This is a genomic window from Citrobacter sp. Ce119, assembly GCF_030334525.1.
GTDB lineage: Bacteria > Pseudomonadota > Gammaproteobacteria > Enterobacterales > Enterobacteriaceae > Citrobacter > Citrobacter europaeus.
Window position 1 is genome coordinate 19,074 of sequence record NZ_JAOWDR010000056.1, and the last position, 21,752, is coordinate 40,825.

Genomic DNA, 21,752 nt, shown 5'->3' on the forward strand with positions numbered 1-21,752 from the left:
TTTTCAGCAAAATCTGGCGTGTAACTGTTCTTCCACCTAACACTGCCCAACATCTCATTTTCGCTGATTTTCGCATCATCACGTTTCAATATGGAACAATAGTTGGTGGTGACGTTTCGTAATGAAACGCTTCGCGCAACAATTTTCTTTTATAAACCCATGTGCAAAATTACCTTATCGGCAGCGAGCGGTCGCCGTGACGTTGTACAAACCGATACCCTACATCAGATGCCTGCCCGAAGCTGGCAGCCATCCAGGACTGTCTGCGGAGCATAAATAATGAAAAAATTGATCAACCGTGTTGAAGACGTACTGAATGAACAACTCGCCGGACTGGCGAAAGCTTACCCCTCCCTGGCACTGCATCAGGACCCCGTGTATGTCACCCGCGCAGATGCGCCGGTGATGGGCAAAGTGGCGCTACTTTCCGGCGGCGGCAGCGGACACGAGCCTATGCATTGCGGCTTCATTGGTCAGGGCATGCTCTCTGGCGCCTGTCCGGGTGAGATTTTTACCTCACCCACGCCGGATAAAATGTTCGAATGCGCTATGCAAATTGATGGCGGCGAAGGCGTGCTGCTGATAATCAAAAATTACACCGGCGACATTCTTAATTTCGAAACCGCTACCGAGCTGCTGCACGAAAGCGGTGTCAAAGTCACCACCATGGTGGTAGATGACGACGTAGCGGTGAAAGACAGTCTGTATACCGCTGGGCGACGTGGTGTGGCCAATACCGTATTGATCGAAAAACTGGTCGGCGCGGCCGCCGAACGCGGTGACTCACTGGAAGCCTGTGCGGCGCTGGGTCGTAAGCTGAACAACCAGGGCCACTCCATTGGCATAGCCATTGGCGCCTGTACCGTTCCGGCCGCCGGACAACCTTCGTTCACGTTGCAGGATAACGAAATGGAGTTTGGCGTAGGTATCCACGGGGAACCAGGCATAGACCGCCGCGCCTTCTCCTCTCTCGATCAGACCGTTGATGAAATGTTCGATACTCTACTTGAAAACGGCAACTACAGCCGTACGCTGCGCCACTGGGACAACGTCCAGGGCGCGTGGCAGGAAGGTAAAGAAAGCAAACGAGCGTTGCAAAGCGGCGATCGCGTCATTGCGCTGGTTAATAATCTCGGCGCGACGCCGCTGTCAGAACTGTTCGGCGTGTATAACCGCCTCGAAAGCCGTTGCCAGGATGCAGGCATCATCATTGAGCGCAACCTGATCGGCTCTTACTGTACCTCTTTGGATATGACCGGCTTCTCAATCACCCTGTTACAGGTGGATGACGAAACGCTGAGCTTATGGGATGCGCCGGTTCACACCCCTGCTCTCAACTGGGGTAAATAAGGAGATTCATGATGTCCCTCAACAGAACGCAAATTGTTAACTGGCTCTATCGTTGCGGTGAGATCTTCACCACCGAAAGTGATTTTCTCACCGGACTTGACCGGGAGATCGGCGATGCCGACCACGGTCTGAACATGCACCGCGGATTTAGCAAAGTAGTCGAAAAGCTGCCGTCCATCGCCGATAAAGACATCGGTTTTATTTTGAAAAACACCGGTATGGTGCTGCTCTCAAGCGTCGGCGGAGCCAGTGGCCCGCTGTTTGGCACCTTTTTTATCCGCGCCGCCCAGGTGACTCAGGCTCATCAAAGCCTGACGCTTGAAGAGCTGTATCAAATGATTCGTGATGGCGCAGAAGGTGTAGTTAGCCGTGGGAAGGCTGAACCTGGCGACAAAACCATGTGCGATGTCTGGCTGCCGGTTGTGGAATCTTTACGCCAGTCCTGCGAACAGAAACTGAGCGTACAGGCGGCGCTGGAAGCGGCAAGCCAGCAAGCGGAAGCCGCAGCGCAAAGCACCATCACCATGCAGGCCCGTAAAGGCCGTGCCAGCTATCTTGGTGAGCGCAGCATTGGGCATCAGGATCCTGGCGCAACGTCCGTAATGTTTATGATGCAAATGCTGGCTCAGGCGTCCAGAGAGTAAGGATAAAGCGATGGTAAACCTGGTTATTGTTTCTCACAGCGCCCAACTGGGCGAAGGCGTCGGCGCGCTGGCCCGGCAGATGTTAATGGGTGATGGTTGCAAAATCGCCATTGCCGCAGGCATTGACGATCCTGAAAATCCGATTGGCACCGATCCGATTAAGGTGATGGAAGCCATCGAGTCCGTGGCCGATACGGATCACGTGCTGGTGATGATGGATATCGGTAGTGCGTTACTGAGTGCGGAAACCGCGCTGGAACTGCTCGACCCTAACATTGCCGCCAGAGTGCGGCTGTGTGCCGCGCCGCTGGTTGAAGGCACGTTAGCCGCGACGGTTAGCGCCGCCGCGGGCGCTGACGTCGAGCGGGTCATCCGTGACGCCATGAACGCCCTTGACGCCAAATGTGAGCAACTGGGTTTACCTTCGTCATCCACCGCAAAACCGACATCGGCTGAATTTGCGCCGGATGCAAATGCTCATTCAGTTGCCATTGTGGTGAAAAACCCCAACGGCATCCACGTTCGTCCCGCTTCACGGCTGGTTTCCACACTGTCTGGCTTTAACGCCGACATGTGGCTGGAGAAAAATGGCAAGTGCGTGGTCCCAGATAGCCTGAACCAAATAGCTCTGCTGCAGGTGCGTTGTAACGACACGCTGCGCCTGATTGCCAAGGGTGAACAGGCTGAGGATGCGTTGGCCGCATTTAAACAGCTGGCGGCTGAGAATTTCGGTGAATCGCTTGAGCCCGTACATGCTGATAACGTAGCGACTCACGTCCCCTCACTGGCAACGGGGACGGCATTTTGTTACACGCCGTACTCACCACAGGTAAGCCTGCAGCCTGCAGCATCATTGCAGACTGAGCAGCAGCAATTACGGGCCGCCATTCAAAGCACGCTGAATGACTTAAATGCTTTAACCGCACTTGCCGAAGAGAAATATTCCGCCGATATCGCCGCGATTTTCTCCGGTCATCACACGTTGTTAGACGATCCTGAACTGTTTGATATGGCCTGCGGCGTAATGAGTGAAAAGCAGTGCAGCGCCGCCTGGGCATGGCATCAGGTGTTAAGCGAACTCAGCCAGCAGTATTTACAGCTCGACGATCCCTACCTGCAGGCGCGGTACATCGATATTGAAGATTTATTATCTCGTTCTCTTCAGCATTTGACGGGAGAGACCGAGCAAATTCCCGCGTTCATCCGCCCCACTATTCTGGTCGCTGATGTCATTTATCCGTCTACGGTGCTGCAACTGGATCCGAAGGCCATCAAAGGCGTCTGTCTGCGGGACGGCAGCGAGGCGTCCCACCCGGCGATTATCGCCCGCGCAATGGGTCTGTGCTGGCTGTGCCAGCAGGGTGATGCTGTCGATAGCATCAAGATGGGTGACACTCTGACCCTTGACGGCGTGGCGAAGCGGATAAACCTCGCGGGCTGAGGCCATTTGCACGCCCTTTCCCGATAAAGGGCGTGCATCGTTTCTAATCGCGTCGGGAAATGTCTGTTTATTCGCAAAATGGGGAGCCGATCACGCGCAACGGCCGATCCTGAACTAAGGTTTTCTCATGGTAAATGCCGCTACTTCGGCACACCGCTAAGGAGATTAACCGATGATAACGCCAGCAACTCGCCATCCTGGCCTGCTCTCTGTTGCGATAAAACTGACGCTCGCAAGCACCTTTTTTGCCCTTTCCTCTTTTGCCGCCAACGCCGAGGACGCGCCAGCCGCTACGCCTCAACCGCCTGATATTCTGCTTGGTCCTCTGTTTAACGATGTACAAACGGCCAAACTGTTTCCTGACCAGAAAACCTTTGTAGACGCGGTGCCCAACAGCGATCCATTAATGATCCTTGCCGATTACCGGATGCAGAAAAATCAGTCCGGATTCGACCTACGCCATTTTGTGCAAGTAAATTTCACCTTGCCGAAAGAAGGCGAGAAATACATCCCCCCGGCAGGGCAATCATTACGCGAACATATTGACGGACTGTGGCCGGTACTCACTCGTTCGACAACCGACGCAGAAAAATGGGACTCGCTGTTGCCGCTCCCGGAGCCGTATGTGGTGCCGGGCGGGCGTTTTCGCGAAATCTATTATTGGGACAGCTATTTCACCATGCTGGGGCTTGCCGAGAGCAATCACTGGGATAAGGTCTCCGACATGGTGGCAAACTTCGCTTACGAGATTGATTCCTGGGGACATATTCCTAACGGTAACCGTACCTATTATCTGAGCCGTTCTCAGCCGCCGTTCTTTGCCTTTATGGTTGAACTGCTGGCGCAGCACGACGGGAATGACGCGTTGAAAAAATACCTCCCGCAGATGCTCAAAGAGTACAGCTACTGGATGGAAGGCGTCGAAACGCTCCAGCCCGGTCAGCAAAATAAGCGCGTGGTTAAACTGGATGACGGCACCATTTTGAACCGCTACTGGGATGACCGCGATACGCCTAGGCCAGAGTCCTGGGTGGAAGATATCGCCACTGCCAAAAGCAACCCGAACCGACCTTCCACCGAAATCTACCGCGATCTGCGCTCTGCCGCCGCGTCTGGTTGGGACTTTAGTTCCCGCTGGATGGATAACCCCAATCAGCTTGGCACCCTGCGCACCACCAGCATCGTTCCGGTCGATCTCAATGCGCTGATGTTCAAAATGGAAAAGATGATCGCCCTCGCCAGCAAAGCCGCCGGTGATGACGCCAAAGCTGCTCAATATGAAGATTTGGCCAATGCCCGACAAAAAGGGATCGAAAAACACCTGTGGAACGATAAAGAAGGCTGGTATGCCGATTACGATCTGAAGAGCCACAAAGTACGCAACCAACTGACTGCCGCCGCCCTGTTCCCGCTGTATGTTAATGCGGCGGCTAAAGATCGCGCCGGTAAAGTCGCCACGGCAACCCAGGCGCACCTGTTGCAACCTGGCGGTCTGGCTACTACATCGGTGAAAAGCGGCCAGCAGTGGGATGCACCCAACGGCTGGGCCCCGCTCCAGTGGGTCGCAGCATCCGGGTTACAGAATTACGGTCAGGATAACGTCGCCATGGACGTAACCTGGCGATTCCTCACCAATGTTCAGCACACCTACGATCGCGAGAAAAAGCTGGTTGAGAAGTATGACGTGAGCACCACAGGCACAGGCGGTGGTGGCGGTGAATATCCGTTGCAGGATGGTTTCGGCTGGACCAATGGCGTAACGCTGAAAATGCTCGACCTGATTTGCGCCAAAGATAAACCCTGTGACAGCGTACCCGCATCACGACCAACCCCAGCAAGTGCCAGTACTCCCCCTGCCGAACCTAAAAAACAGACTCAACCGACGCCTTAAGGTCATTACCTGAGCCGTTTTACGCCCTGAATCCGCGCTATGCCGCGGATTTTTTCTGTCTTATTTTCCGCCATTTAAGCTGTCTCTATGCCCCCTAGCCCTTATGGGGTATCCGGGGTTTTCATCCGTGAGAATTTGATTCTGAACATGTTTTTATTCGCTGTATATGTAAATATATAGCGAATTTGTAACCTTCAGGATACCGATAATGGCACTGACAAGACGGATGTTTGCCCAGCTTGTGGCATCTGCACTGCTGCTACGCCATCTTCCCGCATTGGCGCAAACGCCGCTAACCGTTGCCGTTGGAGGCACGCCAGGGCCGAATATAACCCAACGCGTGGTCAGCGCGGGGGCGCCCGCCGACATGCTGCTGCTGGCCGTTGCGCCGGAAAAACTGGTAGGGCTTTCCTCCTTTGATTTATCTCGCCAGACCGCCATCCCGTTCCATGATGATATTCGGGCATTGCCGAAACTGGGCAGGCTGGCAGGGCGCGCCAGTACCCTCTCACTTGAAGCGTTACTGGCGCTTAAACCCGACCTGGTTGTTGACTGCGGCAATGCCGATGAAACCTGGCTTTCTCAGGCCAGACAGGTGAGCGCGCAAACGCAAATTCCCTGGCTGTTGATTAACGGTGAGCTGCGACGTACCCCGGAACAGTTACTCGCCGCCGGTGAAGCACTGGGAGTCGACTCGCGGGCCAGAGCTCAGGCCAGACTGGCTCGTCGGTTTATTGATGAAGCACTCGCGTTTTCCCACTCTTCCGGAGCAAAGCTGCGTTTTTATGCCGCGCGCGGCGCCAGAGGGCTTGAGACAGGGTTACAAGGTTCACTGCATACCGAAGCGGCAGAACTGCTGGGCTTACACAATGTGGCGCAAATCCCTGGGCGACAGGGACTCACGCAGGTTTCAATGGAAAATCTGCTGAGCTGGCAGCCCGATATTATTCTGGTGCAGGATGCGGTGACGGCGCAGTACCTGAGGGAAGATCCGGTCTGGCAAGGGGTTAAAGCGGTTGCCAACCAACGCATTCTGTTTCTCAGCGGTCTACCGTTTGGCTGGCTGGATGCGCCTCCTGGCATCAACCGTTTACTGGGATTACGCCGCCTGCACGCCTGGCTTGATCCGCAGGTTAACGCGAGCTTTAAAGCCGATATGCAGCGCTACAGCGAACTCTTCTGGCATACCACGCTAAGCGATGCACAGTATCAACGTCTGGTGGCTGTCTGATGAAAACATCTACCCTCGGTTTTCTGATGATTGCTGCGGTGGTGCTTTGCGCGAGCGTCGCCGCGGTCTCTGGTGCTTATCGCCTGGATGCACAGCAGGTCGTGAATCTTATTGCCGGTACAGATAGCGTCCCGATGCAGGACAAAATCGTCTTCTGGCAAATCCGTCTGCCGCGCATTCTGGCTGCATTGCTGCTTGGCGCGGCGCTGGCAGGCGCAGGAACCACCTATCAGGGCATGTTCCGCAACCCGCTAGTCTCGCCGGATATCCTCGGCGTGGCGGCGGGTGCCGGTTTAGGTGCCTGTACGGCAATCCTGTTCGGATTACCGATCCTGTTTATTCAACTGTATGCGTTCACGGGCGGTTTATTCGTGGTCGCCGGTGTCTGGTTGATTACCCGGCGAGTCAAGCGCCACGACCCGGTTTTAACGCTGGTTCTGGTCGGGATTGCGCTGGGTACGGTATGTGGCGCGGGGATTTCACTCATCAAAACGCTGGCCGACCCGTATACCCAACTCCCGTCTATCACCTTCTGGCTGCTTGGCGGTTTATCGACGATCACTTCGCACGATCTGTGGTTCTCGGCACCGCTGATCTTCGCAGGACTGGTCCCGCTATTGCTGCTGCGCTGGCGCATGAACCTGCTCACCCTGTCGGATGATGAAGCACGATCGCTTGGGATCAACGTCTCCCGATTGCGACTGGGACTGATCGTCTGCGCAACGTTAATTACCGCCTGTACCGTCGCCATCGCGGGCATCATCGGCTGGATTGGACTGGTTGTGCCGCACATTGGCAGACTCATCAGTGGCAATAACCATCAGCAGTTGCTCCCCGTGTCCATGGGGATCGGCGCCATTTTGCTGCTGCTTACCGATACCCTCGCCCGTACGCTGAGCAGCACGGAAATTCCGCTGGGGATCCTGACTGCATTTATTGGGGCGCCGTTCTTTTTGCTGCTTTTGCTGCGGGGAAACCGGTCATGACGCTATTAATCGTGCGCCACGCGTCGCTGGGGTACCACAGTCAACAGCCCGTGTTACGCGATGTCTCATTTCAGGTTTCGCCCGGCTCCGTCTGTTGTCTGATTGGCGCCAACGGCAGTGGAAAAACGACCCTGATGCGCACCATTCTCGGGGTTCTTCCGCCGCTTCACGGTGACATTCTTCTTGATGGCATCGCGGTGAATCATCTCAACGATCGGCAACGCGCCGCGGCCATCGCCTGGGTTCCTCAGGCGCATGACGGCGCATTTGCCTTCAGCGCGCTGGACATGGTGATGATGGGACTGGCCCCGCAACTGGCGGCATTTGCGGTTCCCGGGGCTAAAGAACATGAAATTGCCCATCAACAGCTGGCGATGCTGGGGATCTCTCACCTGGCGTCTCGACGCTGGAACACACTGAGCGGCGGAGAGCGGCAGTTGGTGTTAATTGCCCGCGCGTTGGCGCAACGTCCGCGCCTTTTATTGCTGGATGAACCTGCTTCCAGCCTGGATTTTGGGCATCAAATCCGCCTGCTCGACACGTTGGTGACGCTGAAAAATTCGGGTATGGCCCTGCTGATGTCGACCCATCACCCGCTGCATGCCCGGGCAATCGCCGACAGCGTGGTACGCGTCGAGCCAGACGGTGAAGTGTCGCAGGGACGTCCTGAATACCAGCTCGCCGCCGATCGTCTGGCTGAATTGTATCGCGTTACACCGTCACAAATTGCTCACCACCTCTTTGGCTCACATAATTAAGGGATAAGAATGCTCATTGACGACATTGATTTTGCCGATCTTTACCGTAAACAGTTACAACTGGCGAACAGAACCGAGAAAAAGCCGGAGCACTGGGATAAACGTGCGGAAAAAATGGCGGAGAATTGCGCCTCATTAACCGACAGCTATCTGCTGCAGCTGTTGGGGAAGATCGACCTGAAAGGCGCAGAGTCGCTGTTTGATATGGGCTGCGGGCCCGGTACGGTCTCGCTGGCGCTGGCTAAAAAGATGCCAATAATTTACGGCGTAGATTACAGTCAGGGAATGCTGAGCGTAGCTGCCCGCCGCGCCGTACAAATGAATGCCCATCACGTACAGTGGGTGCAGCGGGCCTGGGAAGAGCACTGGGATGATTTACCCCAGTGCGATATCGCCGTCGCCTCGCGCTCCACGCTGGTTGCCGATATGCGCCAGGCGATGACCAAACTGAATAATCAGGCCCGGCTGCGGGTTTATACCACTCATCTCGTCAGTTCATCTTTCGTTTCTCCCACCATTCAACGTGCGCTGGGCCGCGAAGTGATTGAGCTTCCCAACTATATCTATGCGCTTAATGTCCTGTATCAGATGGGGATCCACGCGCACGTTGATTTTATCCGCGGACCCAACTGCCAGCAGGACAACAGCACCTGGACACGTTTTCTCGAAAACGTGCGCTGGAGTATGGGGGACCTGAGCGCCGACGAGATCGAACGTCTGGAAGCCTGGTATCAGCAGCAGGATCCTCGCGCGATTGCCCCCGCCAGTCGTGACTGGGCGCTTATCTGGTGGGACAGCGTTCCGCAGGAGGCGCTGAGATGATCTACTTTTCGCAGGCGCAAACCGACGCGCTGCTGCTGGAAGATATCCAGGGCGGGGATCTGACCACCCGCGCGCTGGGTATCGGCGCGCAACCTGGTGTTATGACGTTTTACCATCGCCAGGGCGGATGCGTTAGCGGCACCGCCGTTGCCAGACAAATGCTCACCTCATTAGGTTTAACCGTCAGCGACGGGGTGGCCGATGGTGAACAGGTCAGCGCCGGACAGCAATTGATTCGCGCGCACGGAAATGCGGCAGCGCTGCACCAGGGTTGGAAAGCGGTACAAAATGTCCTGGAGTGGAGCTGCGGGGTTTCGGGCTATCTTGAGAGTATGTTGAGCCAACTACGCCAACGCTATCCTGATGGGCAGATTGCCTGCACCCGCAAAGCCATCCCCGGCACGCGTTTGTTGGCGACTCAGGCAATACTCGCCGCCGGGGGCATTATCCATCGCGGAGGATGCGCCGAGACGCTACTGCTGTTCGCTAATCACCGCCGTTTTCTTACCAACTCAAACGACTGGACAGGCGCGATTGCGCGCTTACGCAGCCATGCGCCAGAAAAAAAGATCGTCGTCGAAGCGGATACGCCAGCTGAAGCATTAGCCGCGCTACGTGCCGCCCCCGATGTTCTGCAACTCGACAAATTTACCCCTGAGCAGGCAACAGAAATTGTCCGTCTGGCCCCTTCTCTGGCCCCCCATTGCACGCTGGCGCTGACTGGCGGCATTACCCTCGCCTCGCTGGCGAGTTATCTCGACTGTGGCATCAGACTTTTCATCACTTCCGCGCCTTACTACGCTCCGCCTGCGGATATCAAAGTTAGCCTGAGCCCGGACACACGTGGCATATAACATTTATAAATGGACTAAAAGAATGAATTTCAACAAAAGTTGTCTTTACACAGCCCTGTCGTTTGCTTTCGCGCATAGTGCTTTTGCTGGGCTGGAAAGCGAAACCATGACCGTCTGGTCAAGCCCGGCCTCTGCGGCAACCACTACGGTTCTCGGCCAGGAAACGATCCAACAGCTGGATAAACAAAACGTGGCGCAGGCGCTGAGCGTCGTCCCCGGCGTAGTGCTGCAAAAATCAGGCAACCGTAATGAGCAGCAGGTAAAGGTGCGCGGGTTTGACAGCCGTCAGGTTCCCGTCTTTTTTGACGGTGTGCCGGTGTACATCCCCTATGACGGCAACCTCGATTTAGGCCGTTTCCTGACATCCGATATCGCTTCGGTTGAAGTCTCCAAAGGCTACTCGTCTCTGCTACAAGGGCCTAACCAGATGGGCGGCGCCATTAATATCACCACCAAAAAGCCCACCAAACCAATTGAAGGCAGCATTGGTTATCGTCAGGGCTGGAGTCGTAGCAAAGACAACGCCCACGATATGCACGCTTCATTTGGAGCCAGTAACGATCTGGGTTACATCCAGCTCAGCGGCAGCCAGCTGAAGCAGGATTTCCTTGGCTTACCGCACGGCGTGGACAATCCGGTTGCGGGCAGTCACGGCAAGATTGCCAACTCCTCCGCCGATGATAAACGCGGCATCGTGAAGCTGGGCTTTACCCCTCGCGGCGATGATGAGTATGTGCTGACCTATATTAATCAGGACGGTGAAAAAGATAACCCACCGTACGCCGGAACCAGCAGTCAGAAATCACGCTACTGGCAATGGCCGCAGTACGATAAAGAGAGCTATTACTATCAGGGAACTACCCATCTGGGCGACCGTTTTACCCTGAAAAGCCGTCTGTATCGCGATACTTTTGAAAATACGCTGATGATGTATAACTCGCTTGCCGATCTGAAAAATAAGAAAGGCAGCTATAGCCATTATTCGGACTACAGCGATGGGGCTGGCCTGCAGCTCGCTGCGGATATGCGTGAAAACGATCTGCTCTCTTTCGCCGTAAACTGGAAGGATGATGTTCACCGCGAGAAAGGGGCGCCGAATGCGGCTTACGACCGTTACGAAGACCGTACCTGGTCTGTTGCCAGTGAATACCAGTGGGCAGCCGCGGACAATGTCGATGTGGTGGCGGGAATAAGCTATGACTGGCGCGACAGTCTGGAAGGTATGAAACACGAGAAAAACGGCAGCGTCACTCACTACGATGACAACAATCAGTCGGCCTTTAACTGGCAGGTGATGACCAAATACCACTTTGAAAATTCAGACACACTGGCGCTGTCCTACTCTGACAGAACGCGCTTCCCAACGTTGAAAGAGCGCTACACGACCTCAAAACCGGCTTATAACCAGGTGGCGCTGGTCAATCCGCAGTTGAAACCGGAACGCGCCCGCAGCGTAGACCTGACCTGGAATGGTTCACTTAGCCAGAACTGGGGCTTTGAAGCCAGCGTCTATTACAACCGCATCAGCGACGCGATTCTGTCGCACAACATTGATGCCGACACTATCCAGAATCAGAACAGTGGTCGGGTGGATTACACCGGCCTTGATGCCGGTGTTAAAGGTAAGGTCTTTGATATGCTGGACGTCGGGCTGAGCTATGGCCTTATCCATGCAGACGTCAAACGCAGCGACATCGGCAAAATAACCGATTTGCCGACGCAAACCCTGACCGCCTGGATGACGCTGAAACCGTGGGATCCGCTGAGCATTACGCTGTCTGAAGAAGCCCGTTCGTCGAGCTATAGCAATAGCGACGGCTCGCAGAAAGCCGCGGGTTTCGCCATTACCCATTTACGCGCTGACTACGCTATCGGTCACGGGTTCAGCGTTAACGCTTCGGTCAATAATCTGTTCGATACGCAGTACGTTTATAGTGAAGGATTTATTGAAGAAGGCCGCAATTACTGGGCGGGGATTGAGTATCAATTCTGATATAGCGATGCAGAGAAACGGCCCCACTCGGAGTAATGCTGTTCAGTTAACGCCTTAGTTTCAGAAAGTATCGCCTGTGTGGGTAGAAGTTATGAATATGCACTCTCAGATAAAGGGTTCCGTTCACCTCATATCCATAGTTTCTCTGAAACGCCGATTCCTGTGAACGTGTAAAGGGCGTTCTTCGCCACGCCCTTTACAATCCCGGCTCCCGGCAGGAAAATTGCCACTTCGTGGTTCCCTCCGCTTATTCCTTCAGGCTATCGGGCCGGGCGCGAGGTAGCATCCATGCAAAGCGCGCCCTGACCCCGCATCCATGCGGGTTCTCCCTGCCTTACGGAAACACGTCGGCAATTTTCAGCCGGACCAACCACACCTGACCACCTGTATTTTTATCTGATTATGTCTGAACAGCAAAAGAGATTTAACTGAAAGTCAGAGAGTTGAAGCGATGACCCGTATCCGGCTGAAAATCGATGAGGCGTTGACGGCTGACCGGGTCTGTCCGCAAGGATGCGGACAGAGGGGACGGACTGCATGGACGTAGGCTCGGCCCCGACCCAACAGGCAGACGGAATAAGACGAATAGCTCGCGCAGCGACGATTTTCCCGCCGGGAGCCTGGGATGCAAGGGAAGTGGCGGCGAGCCTCCCTTGCACGTTCACGGGTGTCTGCGGTTCAGAGAAATGACACCGTTAAGGTGAACGGAACCCTGAGCAAGAATCACATGTTCACCTTACATGCTTAACTGAACGGCATTACCGCTCGGGGGCCGTTCGATTAATCTCGTCGTACAAGCCGGAAGACACCCAGCACGACAATCGCGCCGACCACGGCCACCAGGAAGCTGTGGAGATTAAACCCGCTGACATCGCCGCCGATACCAAACATCGTTGCCAGCCATCCACCGACCACAGCACCGACAACACCCAGAATACAGGTCAGGATAAATCCACCGCCATCGCGCCCCGGCATAATCAGTTTGGCGATAACCCCCGCAATCAGACCAAAAATAATCCAGGCAATAATTCCCATTTTCAGGCCCTCTTTCCAGTGAACGCACGCGCAAGACATTCCTGCGCCAGCCTTTAAAGTATAGGCAAACCATCGCTAAGTGCTGTTTTCACGCAGACTTAATTCATTGGCGTTGGTAAAAAATTTCATCCATTTGTATTAAGTTCCGTTGATTGATGCCGATAATCCAACGATAAACCAGGCATCCAGGAGTCATTAGGTGTGAGTAACTACAATGAGCAGTTCCTGAAGCAAAATCCGTTAGCGGTGTTAGGCGTACTCCGGGACTTAAATTCGCAGCAGGTTCCGCTGCGTATCTCCTGGGCGGGTGGCCAGTTCATCAGCAAAATATTGGCGGTCAACCCAGACGAACTGATCATGGATTTTGGCAGTCAGGAATACGAAAACCAGGCCGTGCAGCGTGCCAGCCAGATAACAATTATCGCCGAAACGCAGGGAGCCAAAGTGGAGTTCACCCTGCCACAGCTGAAAAAAGGCGAATACCAGCGACTACCCGCATTTATCTCATCGTTACCACCGTCCCTGTGGTTCGTCCAGCGTCGGGAATATTTCCGCATCGGCGCTCCGCTGCATCCTCCCTATCGTTGTACGGTAAAAATGCCGGACAACAGCACACTCTGTTTTCGCTTATTCGATTTGTCGCTTGGCGGTATGGGCGGGCTGTTAGAAACGCCGAAACCAGAGGGGCTGGTGGAAGGCATGCGCTTCTCGCAGGTTGAACTGAACATGGAGCAATGGGGGGTGTATAACGTTGACGCTCAGCTTATTTCCATTAGCGAACGCAAAGTTATCGACAGTAAAAACGAAACCATTACCACTCCCCGCCTGAGCTTTCGTTTTCTCAACGTCGGCCCGGCGGTGGAGCGGAACTTACAGCGGATTATTTTTTCCCTTGAGCGCGAAGCCAGGGAAAAATCGAACAAAGTGCGCGATTAACATCACCTGAATTACATTACATCCAGCGCTTGCTGAAGCTTCCAGATATAGCGCGGAGCCTGCGGCGCCGGATGATTGTCCGCAACATGTTCAATAAATTCATCCGGACTGAGATCGTTGATCTTATTGATGGCTTTCTTCCTGTCGGAAGAGAACGTTCGCAGCAGTGCCCCCGCGCCGTTGGCGTACGATACCACCAGCGCATATTGCATCACCTGCGGATCTTCGATCCCGGCCAGCGGCCCGGTCTCCAGAATGCTCAGGTAGGCGGCCCCCATCGAGATATTGCGCTCAGGATTTTTCAATTCGCTGGTCGACGGTTCTCCGCTCCATCCCATACGACGATAAACATCGCGTCCTGAAGTAGAGGCTTTTAACTGCATCAGGCCGATCGCATTAGACTTACTGACCGCATTCGGGTTACCGCCTGATTCAATAGCGATGATAGCGGTAATCAATTGTGGACTGACACCCCAGGCCGCACCGGCTTTTTCGCTAATCGGCATCCATTGCATTGCGCGTTTAACCGGAACTTCAGCATTCCACGGCGGATTTTTGTAATCCTGTTTTGAACTACAGCCCGCAAGTAATACAACCAAAAAAGCAAACCATCTCAATTTCACGTCATCTATCCTTATAGCCGGAACCTGTCGCTGAGGTGACAACGACATACCTACGCGGCATGATATACATTTGGTTTTAGTTGTAGCAAGGAAATGCCATGTCCCGGTTTCACTTAATTGCCCCGTCGGGCTACTGTATCAACCAGCAGGCCGCCTTACGCGGGCTTGCGCGTCTTACTGAGGCCGGTCATCAGGTCGACAATTCAGCGGTTATTGCGCGCCGCAGCCAGCGTTTTGCGGGTACAGAAGCAGAGCGTCTGGCTGATGTGAACTCGCTGGTAAATCTGAAAACGCCCGATACCATTGTGATGGCGGTACGCGGCGGCTATGGCGCGAGCCGTTTACTGGAAGATATTGACTGGCAGGCGCTGGCGGACCGCCAGCAACACAACCCGCTGCTGCTGTGCGGGCACAGCGATTTTACGGCGATCCAGTGTGGTCTGCTGGCGCAGGGGAATGTGATTAGCTTCAGCGGCCCGATGCTGGCGGCTAACTTCGGCGCCGAGGAGATGAACGCATTCACCGAGCACCATTTCTGGCAGGCTCTGCGCAATGCCCAATTCACCCTCGAATGGCAGGGTAACGGCCCGGCGTGTGCGACAGAAGGGACGCTATGGGGCGGAAACCTGGCGATGCTTATTTCGCTGATGGGTACGCCGTGGATGCCGGCTATCAAAAACGGCGTTTTGGTGCTGGAAGATATTAACGAGCATCCGTTTCGCATTGAGCGCATGCTGCTGCAACTGTATCACGCGGGAATACTGGCCCAGCAAAACGCCATTATCCTCGGCAGTTTTAGCGGCAGCGCGCCTAATGATTACGACGCAGGTTACAATCTTGATTCAGTTTGTGATTTTCTGCGCGCCAGGCTGTCGGTTCCGTTGATCGACGGCCTTGATTTTGGCCATGAACAACGCACTGTCACCCTGCCTTTGGGAGCCAGAGCGATGCTGAAAAACGATAAAAACGGCACTCAGCTCACTATTAGTGGGCATCCGGTATTAAAATCGTAAAAAAAGCGGTTAAGAGGGCTAAGTAAAACGCTGTTTCTGTCGTTAATATGTTAGGGTTTATTAATACGAAACAGCGTAATTCAGGAGTAACCGAACGTTGGATGCCGCAGCAATTATCAGCCTTTTTATTTTGGGTTCCGTTCTCGTCACCTGCAGTATCTTACTCAGTTCATTTTCATCACGTCTTGGTATCCCTATTCTGGTGATATTTCTCGCTATCGGTATGTTAGCGGGCGTCGACGGCGTGGGCGGTATTCCTTTCGATAATTACCCTTTTGCCTACATGGTGAGTAACCTGGCGCTGGCGGTTATCCTCCTCGACGGCGGGATGCGCACCCAGGCCAGCTCTTTTCGCGTCGCTTTAGGCCCGGCGCTATCGTTGGCAACCGTCGGGGTGCTGATTACCTCCGGACTCACTGGCATGATGGCCGCGTGGCTGTTCCATCTGGATCTTATCGAAGGGCTGCTGATTGGCGCGATTGTGGGTTCAACCGACGCCGCGGCGGTCTTTTCCCTGCTTGGCGGTAAGGGTCTTAACGAACGTGTTGGCTCTACGCTGGAAATTGAATCCGGTAGTAATGATCCGATGGCGGTTTTTTTGACCATCACGCTTATCGCCATGATCCAAAATCACGAGACCGGTTTAAGCTGGATGTTTGCGGTGCATATTATCCAGCAGTTTGGCTTAGGCATCATGCTGGGACTCGGCGGCGGCTACTTGCTCCAGCAAATGATTAACCGTATTTCGCTGCCTGCCGGGCTTTATCCGCTACTGGCGTTAAGCGGAGGGATCCTGATCTTTGCCCTGACCACTGCGCTGGAAGGCAGCGGTATTCTGGCCGTTTATCTGTGTGGTTTCCTGCTGGGTAATCGCCCCATCCGCAACAGGTTTGGTATTTTGCAAAACTTCGACGGTCTGGCCTGGCTGGCGCAAATCGCCATGTTCCTGGTGCTCGGACTGCTGGTTACACCGTCTGACCTGCTGCCTATCGCAATCCCTGCGTTAATTTTGTCTGCGTGGATGATATTTATTGCCCGCCCGCTTTCGGTGTTCGCCGGACTGCTGCCATTTCGAGGCTTCAATCTGCGCGAGCGCATTTTCATCAGTTGGGTGGGTCTGCGCGGCGCAGTTCCGATCATCCTCGCCGTCTTCCCAATGATGGCAGGTCTGGAAAACGCGCGCCTGTTCTTTAACGTCGCATTCTTCGTGGTTCTGATCTCGCTGCTGTTTCAGGGAACGTCGCTTTCGTGGGCCGCTAAAAAAGCCAAAGTGGTGGTCCCTCCCGTCGGCTGGCCCGTGTCGCGCATTGGTCTGGATATTCATCCGGATAATCCCTGGGAGCAGTTTGTTTATCAGCTCAGCGCGGATAAGTGGTGTGTGGGCGCCGCGCTGCGCGACCTGCATATGCCGGAAGAAACGCGAATTGCCGCCCTGTTTCGTGACAACGTGCTATTTCACCCCTCCGGCAGTACGCGCCTGCGCGAAGGCGATGTATTGTGTGTTATTGGCCGCGAGCGCGATCTCCCTGCTCTCGGCAAGCTGTTCAGCCAGTCCCCGCCGGTGTCGTTGGACCAGCGCTTCTTCGGTGACTTTATTCTTGAAGCCAGCGCAAAATATGCCGATGTGGCGCTGATTTATGGCCTGGATGATGGCACAGAGTATCGTGATAAGCAGCAAACGCTGGGGGATATTGTCCAGCATCTGCTTGGCGCCGCGCCGGTCGTCGGTGACCAGGTTGAATTCGCTGGCATGATCTGGACGGTTGCCGAGAAAGAAGATAATGCGGTACTGAAGGTCGGTGTTCGCGTTGCTGAAGATGAGGATGAGTAACGCGGATATTTTTTGCCGGGTAGCGGCTGCGCCGTACCCGGCCTACAAAATGAGGCCTGATAAGCGCATCGCTATCAGGCAGCCCTACAAAAGTTACACTGTCACCACCGGCACGCGCAGCGCCAGAGAACACATCAATTCGTAACCCACCGTACCCGCGGCGCTGGCTACATCGTCAATTTTAATCTCTTTGCCCCACAGCTCTACCGGCGTCCCTATCCCCGCCTGCGGACACGGCGTCAGGTCTACCGCCAGCATATCCATTGAGACTGTTCCCACCGTAGTGGTACGTACGCCATCCACCAGCACCGGTGTTCCGCCTGGCGCATGGCGCGGATAACCGTCTGCATAGCCGGTCGCTACAATGCCAATACGCTGCTCGCCGCTAGCGGTGTAGCGTCCTCCGTAACCCACCCGGTCTCCGGCTTTCAGCGTTTGTACGCCGATTATCTCGCTGCTCAGGGTCATCACCGGTTTGAGGCCGGTATTGGCGATGTCCTGCCATTGTCCCGACGGCGATGCGCCATACAAGATAATACCCGGACGAACCCAGTCATAATGTGCTTCAGGGTGCCACAACGTGGCGGCCGAATTGGACAGCGAGCGTCTGCACTCCAGCCCTTCTGTCGCCTGCGCAATACGCGTCATGGCCTCCCGGATACCTTCCGGGTGCTCCGCATCGGCAAAGTGTGACATCAGCGTCATTTCACCAACGTTGGGCATCGCCCGCAGCTGTTGCCAGACCGTAGAAACTCTGTCCGGTAAGAAACCCAGCCGGTTCATGCCGCTGTTCACCTTCAGGTAAACATCCAGCGGCGCGTTGAGGCGCGCATTCTGCAACGCTTTTAGCTGCCAGTTACTGTGTACACAGGTGGTCAGACGATATTTGTCATACACCGTTAAATCTTCGGCGTGGAAAAAACCCTCCAGCATGAGTATCGGGCCTTTCCATCCGCGCTCGCGCAGGGTTATCGCTTCTTCAAGATTGAGCATGGCAAAACCGTCGGTTGTGCCCAGCGCATTCCAGACGCGTTCAATGCCGTGTCCGTACGCATTGGCTTTCACCACCGACCAGACGCGAGCGTCCGGCGCGGCCTGGCGGGTGATGCTCAGGTTTTGTTTCAACGCCTGCAGGTCAATGCTGGCCAGTATCGGGCGAGTCATCTCACGTCCTTATCAGTTATGTGCGCCATGTAAATGCCGTGGGCGAGATGGAGTAAACCCCGGGCTGTAGCGCGCCACGCTCAGATCGTCGTAAGGAATGGCTGGTGTGCGGCCAGAAAGAATGTCGCTCAGCAACTGACCCGAGCCGCAGGCCATAGTCCAGCCCAGCGTACCGTGGCCGGTGTTGAGTAGTAAATTCTTAAACTGGGTTCGCCCAACCACCGGTGTACCGTCCGGAGTCATCGGGCGAAGCCCGGTCCAGAAAGTTGCCTGTTCCACATGACCACCACGCGGGAAGAGATCGCGTACAACCATCTCCAGCGTTTCACGACGAGGTTGTAGCAATTCCGTATTGAAGCCGACAATTTCCGCCATGCCGCCCACACGAATACGGTTATCAAAGCGTGTAATGGCGATTTTGTAAGTCTCATCAAGGATAGTAGAAACCGGCGCGCCGTCATCTTGCGCCACCGGAATGGTCAACGAATAGCCTTTGAGCGGATAGACCGGAATATCAACGATGCCTTTCAGCATCGCCGTAGAGTACGAGCCAAACGCCATTACATAGGCATCTGCTTTGACTATCTCTTCGCCGCACTGAACGCCGTAAATCTGCTCACCATCGCTCAGCAGCTTATCGACCGGCGTATTAAAACGAAACTTAACGCCATCCTGCTCCGCCATCAGCGCCAGACGCTGGGTAAACAGCTGACAGTCACCCGTTTCATCATTCGGTAAACGCAGACCGCCGGTCAGCTTGTGCGCCACTTCCGCCAGCGCTGGCTCGACTTCAGCCAGGCGGCTTGCTTCCAGCAACTGATAGGGTACGCCAGCGTCTTCGAGCACGGCGATGTCGCGGGTGGCGTTCTCATACTGTTGAGCGGTACGGAAAAGTTGCAGGGTTCCGCCCTGGCGCCCTTCGTACTCAATACCGGTAGAAGCGCGCAGCGCTTTCAGGCAATCACGGCTGTATTCCGCCAGACGCACCATGCGTCCTTTGTTTTCCATGTAATGGCTGGTGTCGCAGTTGCGCAGCATTTGCCACATCCATTTCAACTGGAACTGGGTCCCGTCGAGGCGCACGGCCAGCGGAGCATGGCGCTGAAACATCCATTTAATTGCCTTCAGCGGTACACCTGGCGCCGCCCATGGTGCTGCATAACCTGGAGAGATTTGCCCCGCGTTCGCCGCACTGGTTTCCAGTGCCGGACCGGGCTCACGATCAATGACGGTGACATCGTGTCCAGCCTGACTTAAGTACCAGGCGCTGGTCACGCCAACGACACCACTTCCCAGTATGACAACTCGCATAGCCACTCCGTTAACAGTAAAAGAACAATCATCTAATTACATCTTGATAACTCAGTTGAAAATATTATTCAACATATGGCTTTTTTATGGTGACTTATCTCACATATAGCGGTGACAGCGGGGAACTCTCTGCTTTGGCATCTCCTGCTGTGCGTTATTTTTATCCAGCATAAAATTTTGCGACCATACCGTTTTTCGACGCCTCGCTAACGAGAAATCGCAAAGAAAAAATTTCAGCCGCAGCACGTTTTTTAACACCATGATCTATGCTTGAAATGAGGTACTCCAGACAGAGAGTGCCGCCAACAATGAGGGTGCGCGAATGGCTACGATTGATTCCATGAACAAGGACAGCACACGGTTAAGCGATGGACCCGACTGGACGTTTGATCTGCTGGATGTCTATCTGGCGGAAATAGACCGCGTGGCGAAACTCTACAAACTGGATACCTACCCGCACCAAATCGAGGTAATCACCTCCGAACAGATGATGGACGCTTACTCCAGCGTCGGGATGCCAATCAACTATCCGCACTGGTCGTTTGGTAAAAAGTTTATCGAAACCGAGCGCTTGTATAAGCATGGTCAGCAGGGGCTGGCCTATGAGATCGTTATCAACTCCAATCCGTGTATCGCGTATCTGATGGAGGAGAACACCATCACCATGCAGGCGCTGGTGATGGCGCATGCCTGCTACGGACATAACTCCTTCTTCAAAAACAACTACCTGTTCCGTAGCTGGACGGATGCCAGTTCCATCGTCGATTACCTGATCTTCGCGCGAAACTATATTACCCAGTGTGAAGAGCGTTATGGCGTGGATGAAGTCGAAAAGCTTCTCGACTCCTGTCACGCGCTGATGAACTACGGCGTGGACCGCTACAAGCGTCCACAAAAAATCTCGCTACAGGAAGAGAAAGCCCGGCAGAAAAGTCGTGAAGAGTATCTACAAAGTCAGGTGAATATGTTATGGCGCACGCTGCCGAAGAAAGAAGAAGAGAAAACCGTTTCACAAGCCCGGCGTTATCCTTCTGAGCCACAGGAGAACCTGCTGTACTTCATGGAAAAGAACGCCCCACTGCTGGAATCCTGGCAACGCGAAGTCCTGCGTATTGTGCGTAAGGTCAGCCAGTATTTTTACCCGCAGAAACAGACGCAGGTGATGAACGAAGGTTGGGCTACTTTCTGGCATTACACCATCCTGAACCACCTTTATGATGAAGGTAAAGTCACCGAACGGTTTATGCTGGAGTTTTTGCATAGCCATACCAACGTGGTGTTCCAGCCGCCGTACAACAGCCCGTGGTATAGCGGGATAAACCCGTATGCCCTGGGTTTTGCGATGTTCCAGGATATCAAACGTATTTGTCAGTCGCCGACCGAAGAGGACAAATACTGGTTCCCGGATATAGCGGGCTCAGACTGGCTGGAAACTCTGCACTTCGCGATGCGTGATTTCAAAGATGAGAGCTTCATTAGCCAGTTCCTGTCACCGAAGGTTATGCGTGATTTCCGCTTGTTTACCGTACTGGATGACGATCGTCATAATTATCTGGAGATTTCAGCGATCCACAATGAGGAAGGGTATCGCGAAATCCGCAACAGGCTGTCGTCGCAATATAACCTGAGCAACCTGGAGCCGAATATTCAAATCTGGAACGTCGACCTGCGCGGCGATCGCTCGCTCACCTTGCGCTATATTCCGCATAACCGCGCTCCGCTGGATAAAGGACGCAAAGAGGTGCTTAAGCATGTGCACCGCCTATGGGGTTTTGACGTGATGCTGGAGCAGCAGAATGAAGATGGCAGCGTGGAGTTGCTGGAGCGTTGCCCGCCGAGGATGAACGGTCTGTAAAAACAAAACCCCTC

At 54.5% G+C, this 21,752-nt stretch carries 18 protein-coding genes; 14 read left to right on the forward strand and 4 right to left on the reverse strand.

Annotated elements, in window-relative coordinates; translation table 11 throughout:
• Positions 1–279 precede the first annotated feature (279 nt).
• The 10 genes from dhaK (at position 280) to OGV80_RS15195 (ending at position 11,970) form a co-directional block, all read left to right on the forward strand.
• Complete coding sequence (gene dhaK, locus OGV80_RS15150; RefSeq protein WP_047410647.1) at positions 280–1,350, forward strand: dihydroxyacetone kinase subunit DhaK; 1,071 nt, start codon at positions 280–282, stop codon at positions 1,348–1,350.
• 11 nt (positions 1,351–1,361) lie between these two features.
• On the forward strand, positions 1,362–1,994 hold the full coding sequence (gene dhaL / locus OGV80_RS15155) for a dihydroxyacetone kinase subunit DhaL (protein WP_043016078.1): 633 nt from the start codon (positions 1,362–1,364) through the stop codon (positions 1,992–1,994).
• Between the two features lie 10 nt (positions 1,995–2,004).
• The gene (gene dhaM / locus OGV80_RS15160) at positions 2,005–3,435 is read left to right on the forward strand and encodes a dihydroxyacetone kinase phosphoryl donor subunit DhaM (RefSeq protein ID WP_286515263.1); all 1,431 of its coding nucleotides are present in this window, start codon (positions 2,005–2,007) and stop codon (positions 3,433–3,435) included.
• A 172-nt stretch (positions 3,436–3,607) separates the two neighbouring features.
• On the forward strand, positions 3,608–5,326 hold the full coding sequence (locus OGV80_RS15165; protein WP_286515264.1) for an alpha,alpha-trehalase: 1,719 nt from the start codon (positions 3,608–3,610) through the stop codon (positions 5,324–5,326).
• Between the two features lie 208 nt (positions 5,327–5,534).
• On the forward strand, positions 5,535–6,557 hold the full coding sequence (locus tag OGV80_RS15170) for an ABC transporter substrate-binding protein (RefSeq protein WP_087052776.1): 1,023 nt from the start codon (positions 5,535–5,537) through the stop codon (positions 6,555–6,557).
• A gap of 26 nt (positions 6,558–6,583) precedes the next feature.
• Complete coding sequence (locus OGV80_RS15175; RefSeq protein ID WP_370867277.1) at positions 6,584–7,543, forward strand: FecCD family ABC transporter permease; 960 nt, start codon at positions 6,584–6,586, stop codon at positions 7,541–7,543.
• Entirely contained in the window at positions 7,540–8,301 is a 762-nt protein-coding gene (locus OGV80_RS15180) for an ABC transporter ATP-binding protein (RefSeq protein WP_087052774.1), read from the forward strand. The genes OGV80_RS15175 and OGV80_RS15180 overlap by 4 nt, the downstream gene beginning before the upstream one ends.
• A gap of 9 nt (positions 8,302–8,310) precedes the next feature.
• Positions 8,311–9,123, forward strand: a complete 813-nt coding sequence (locus tag OGV80_RS15185) for a class I SAM-dependent methyltransferase (RefSeq protein ID WP_087052773.1) — start codon at positions 8,311–8,313, stop codon at positions 9,121–9,123.
• Entirely contained in the window at positions 9,120–9,977 is an 858-nt protein-coding gene (gene modD, locus OGV80_RS15190) for a ModD protein (protein WP_087052772.1), read from the forward strand. The genes OGV80_RS15185 and modD overlap by 4 nt, the downstream gene beginning before the upstream one ends.
• A gap of 22 nt (positions 9,978–9,999) precedes the next feature.
• Complete coding sequence (locus tag OGV80_RS15195; protein WP_087052771.1) at positions 10,000–11,970, forward strand: TonB-dependent receptor plug domain-containing protein; 1,971 nt, start codon at positions 10,000–10,002, stop codon at positions 11,968–11,970.
• Positions 11,971–12,750: 780 nt separating this feature from the next.
• Here OGV80_RS15195 and OGV80_RS15200 read toward each other — a convergent pair.
• Positions 12,751–13,005 (reverse strand): GlsB/YeaQ/YmgE family stress response membrane protein, encoded by a 255-nt coding sequence (locus tag OGV80_RS15200; protein WP_003020908.1) that lies wholly within the window; start codon positions 13,003–13,005, stop codon positions 12,751–12,753.
• Positions 13,006–13,206: 201 nt separating this feature from the next.
• Between OGV80_RS15200 and ycgR the strand changes: the two genes are divergently transcribed.
• Complete coding sequence (ycgR, locus tag OGV80_RS15205) at positions 13,207–13,941, forward strand: flagellar brake protein YcgR (protein ID WP_043016069.1); 735 nt, start codon at positions 13,207–13,209, stop codon at positions 13,939–13,941.
• 11 nt (positions 13,942–13,952) lie between these two features.
• Here ycgR and emtA read toward each other — a convergent pair whose 3' ends face one another.
• Positions 13,953–14,564 (reverse strand): membrane-bound lytic murein transglycosylase EmtA, encoded by a 612-nt coding sequence (gene emtA / locus OGV80_RS15210; RefSeq protein ID WP_016153365.1) that lies wholly within the window; start codon positions 14,562–14,564, stop codon positions 13,953–13,955.
• 98 nt (positions 14,565–14,662) lie between these two features.
• Here emtA and ldcA point away from each other — a divergent pair, with 98 nt between their 5' ends.
• The gene (gene ldcA / locus OGV80_RS15215) at positions 14,663–15,577 is read left to right on the forward strand and encodes a muramoyltetrapeptide carboxypeptidase (RefSeq protein WP_087052770.1); all 915 of its coding nucleotides are present in this window, start codon (positions 14,663–14,665) and stop codon (positions 15,575–15,577) included.
• Positions 15,578–15,674: 97 nt separating this feature from the next.
• Positions 15,675–17,408, forward strand: coding sequence for a potassium/proton antiporter (locus tag OGV80_RS15220; protein ID WP_047410620.1), 1,734 nt, complete (start codon positions 15,675–15,677; stop codon positions 17,406–17,408).
• 93 nt (positions 17,409–17,501) lie between these two features.
• Here OGV80_RS15220 and dadX read toward each other — a convergent pair whose 3' ends face one another.
• Both dadX and OGV80_RS15230 read right to left on the reverse strand, forming a co-directional pair.
• Positions 17,502–18,572 (reverse strand): catabolic alanine racemase DadX, encoded by a 1,071-nt coding sequence (dadX, locus tag OGV80_RS15225; RefSeq protein ID WP_286515270.1) that lies wholly within the window; start codon positions 18,570–18,572, stop codon positions 17,502–17,504.
• A 12-nt stretch (positions 18,573–18,584) separates the two neighbouring features.
• Entirely contained in the window at positions 18,585–19,883 is a 1,299-nt protein-coding gene (locus tag OGV80_RS15230; protein WP_286515272.1) for a D-amino acid dehydrogenase, read from the reverse strand.
• A 322-nt stretch (positions 19,884–20,205) separates the two neighbouring features.
• Here OGV80_RS15230 and OGV80_RS15235 point away from each other — a divergent pair, with 322 nt between their 5' ends.
• On the forward strand, positions 20,206–21,738 hold the full coding sequence (locus OGV80_RS15235; RefSeq protein WP_043016064.1) for a SpoVR family protein: 1,533 nt from the start codon (positions 20,206–20,208) through the stop codon (positions 21,736–21,738).
• Positions 21,739–21,752 lie beyond the last annotated feature (14 nt).

Bases quoted from the DNA above. Each gene is read 5' to 3' on its own strand.
- OGV80_RS15170 (WP_087052776.1), top strand. From the start codon at position 5,535: ATGGCACTGACAAGACGGATGTTTGCCCAGCTTGTGGCATCTGCACTG.
- dadX (WP_286515270.1), bottom strand. From the start codon at position 18,572: ATGACTCGCCCGATACTGGCCAGCATTGACCTGCAGGCGTTGAAACAA.
- ldcA (WP_087052770.1), top strand. From the start codon at position 14,663: ATGTCCCGGTTTCACTTAATTGCCCCGTCGGGCTACTGTATCAACCAG.
- dhaK (WP_047410647.1), top strand. From the start codon at position 280: ATGAAAAAATTGATCAACCGTGTTGAAGACGTACTGAATGAACAACTC.
- modD (WP_087052772.1), top strand. From the start codon at position 9,120: ATGATCTACTTTTCGCAGGCGCAAACCGACGCGCTGCTGCTGGAAGAT.
- OGV80_RS15175 (WP_370867277.1), top strand. From the start codon at position 6,584: ATGATTGCTGCGGTGGTGCTTTGCGCGAGCGTCGCCGCGGTCTCTGGT.
- OGV80_RS15180 (WP_087052774.1), top strand. From the start codon at position 7,540: ATGACGCTATTAATCGTGCGCCACGCGTCGCTGGGGTACCACAGTCAA.
- OGV80_RS15195 (WP_087052771.1), top strand. From the start codon at position 10,000: ATGAATTTCAACAAAAGTTGTCTTTACACAGCCCTGTCGTTTGCTTTC.
- OGV80_RS15165 (WP_286515264.1), top strand. From the start codon at position 3,608: ATGATAACGCCAGCAACTCGCCATCCTGGCCTGCTCTCTGTTGCGATA.
- OGV80_RS15200 (WP_003020908.1), bottom strand. From the start codon at position 13,005: ATGGGAATTATTGCCTGGATTATTTTTGGTCTGATTGCGGGGGTTATC.
- OGV80_RS15230 (WP_286515272.1), bottom strand. From the start codon at position 19,883: ATGCGAGTTGTCATACTGGGAAGTGGTGTCGTTGGCGTGACCAGCGCC.
- OGV80_RS15235 (WP_043016064.1), top strand. From the start codon at position 20,206: ATGGCTACGATTGATTCCATGAACAAGGACAGCACACGGTTAAGCGAT.
- dhaM (WP_286515263.1), top strand. From the start codon at position 2,005: ATGGTAAACCTGGTTATTGTTTCTCACAGCGCCCAACTGGGCGAAGGC.
- dhaL (WP_043016078.1), top strand. From the start codon at position 1,362: ATGTCCCTCAACAGAACGCAAATTGTTAACTGGCTCTATCGTTGCGGT.
- OGV80_RS15185 (WP_087052773.1), top strand. From the start codon at position 8,311: ATGCTCATTGACGACATTGATTTTGCCGATCTTTACCGTAAACAGTTA.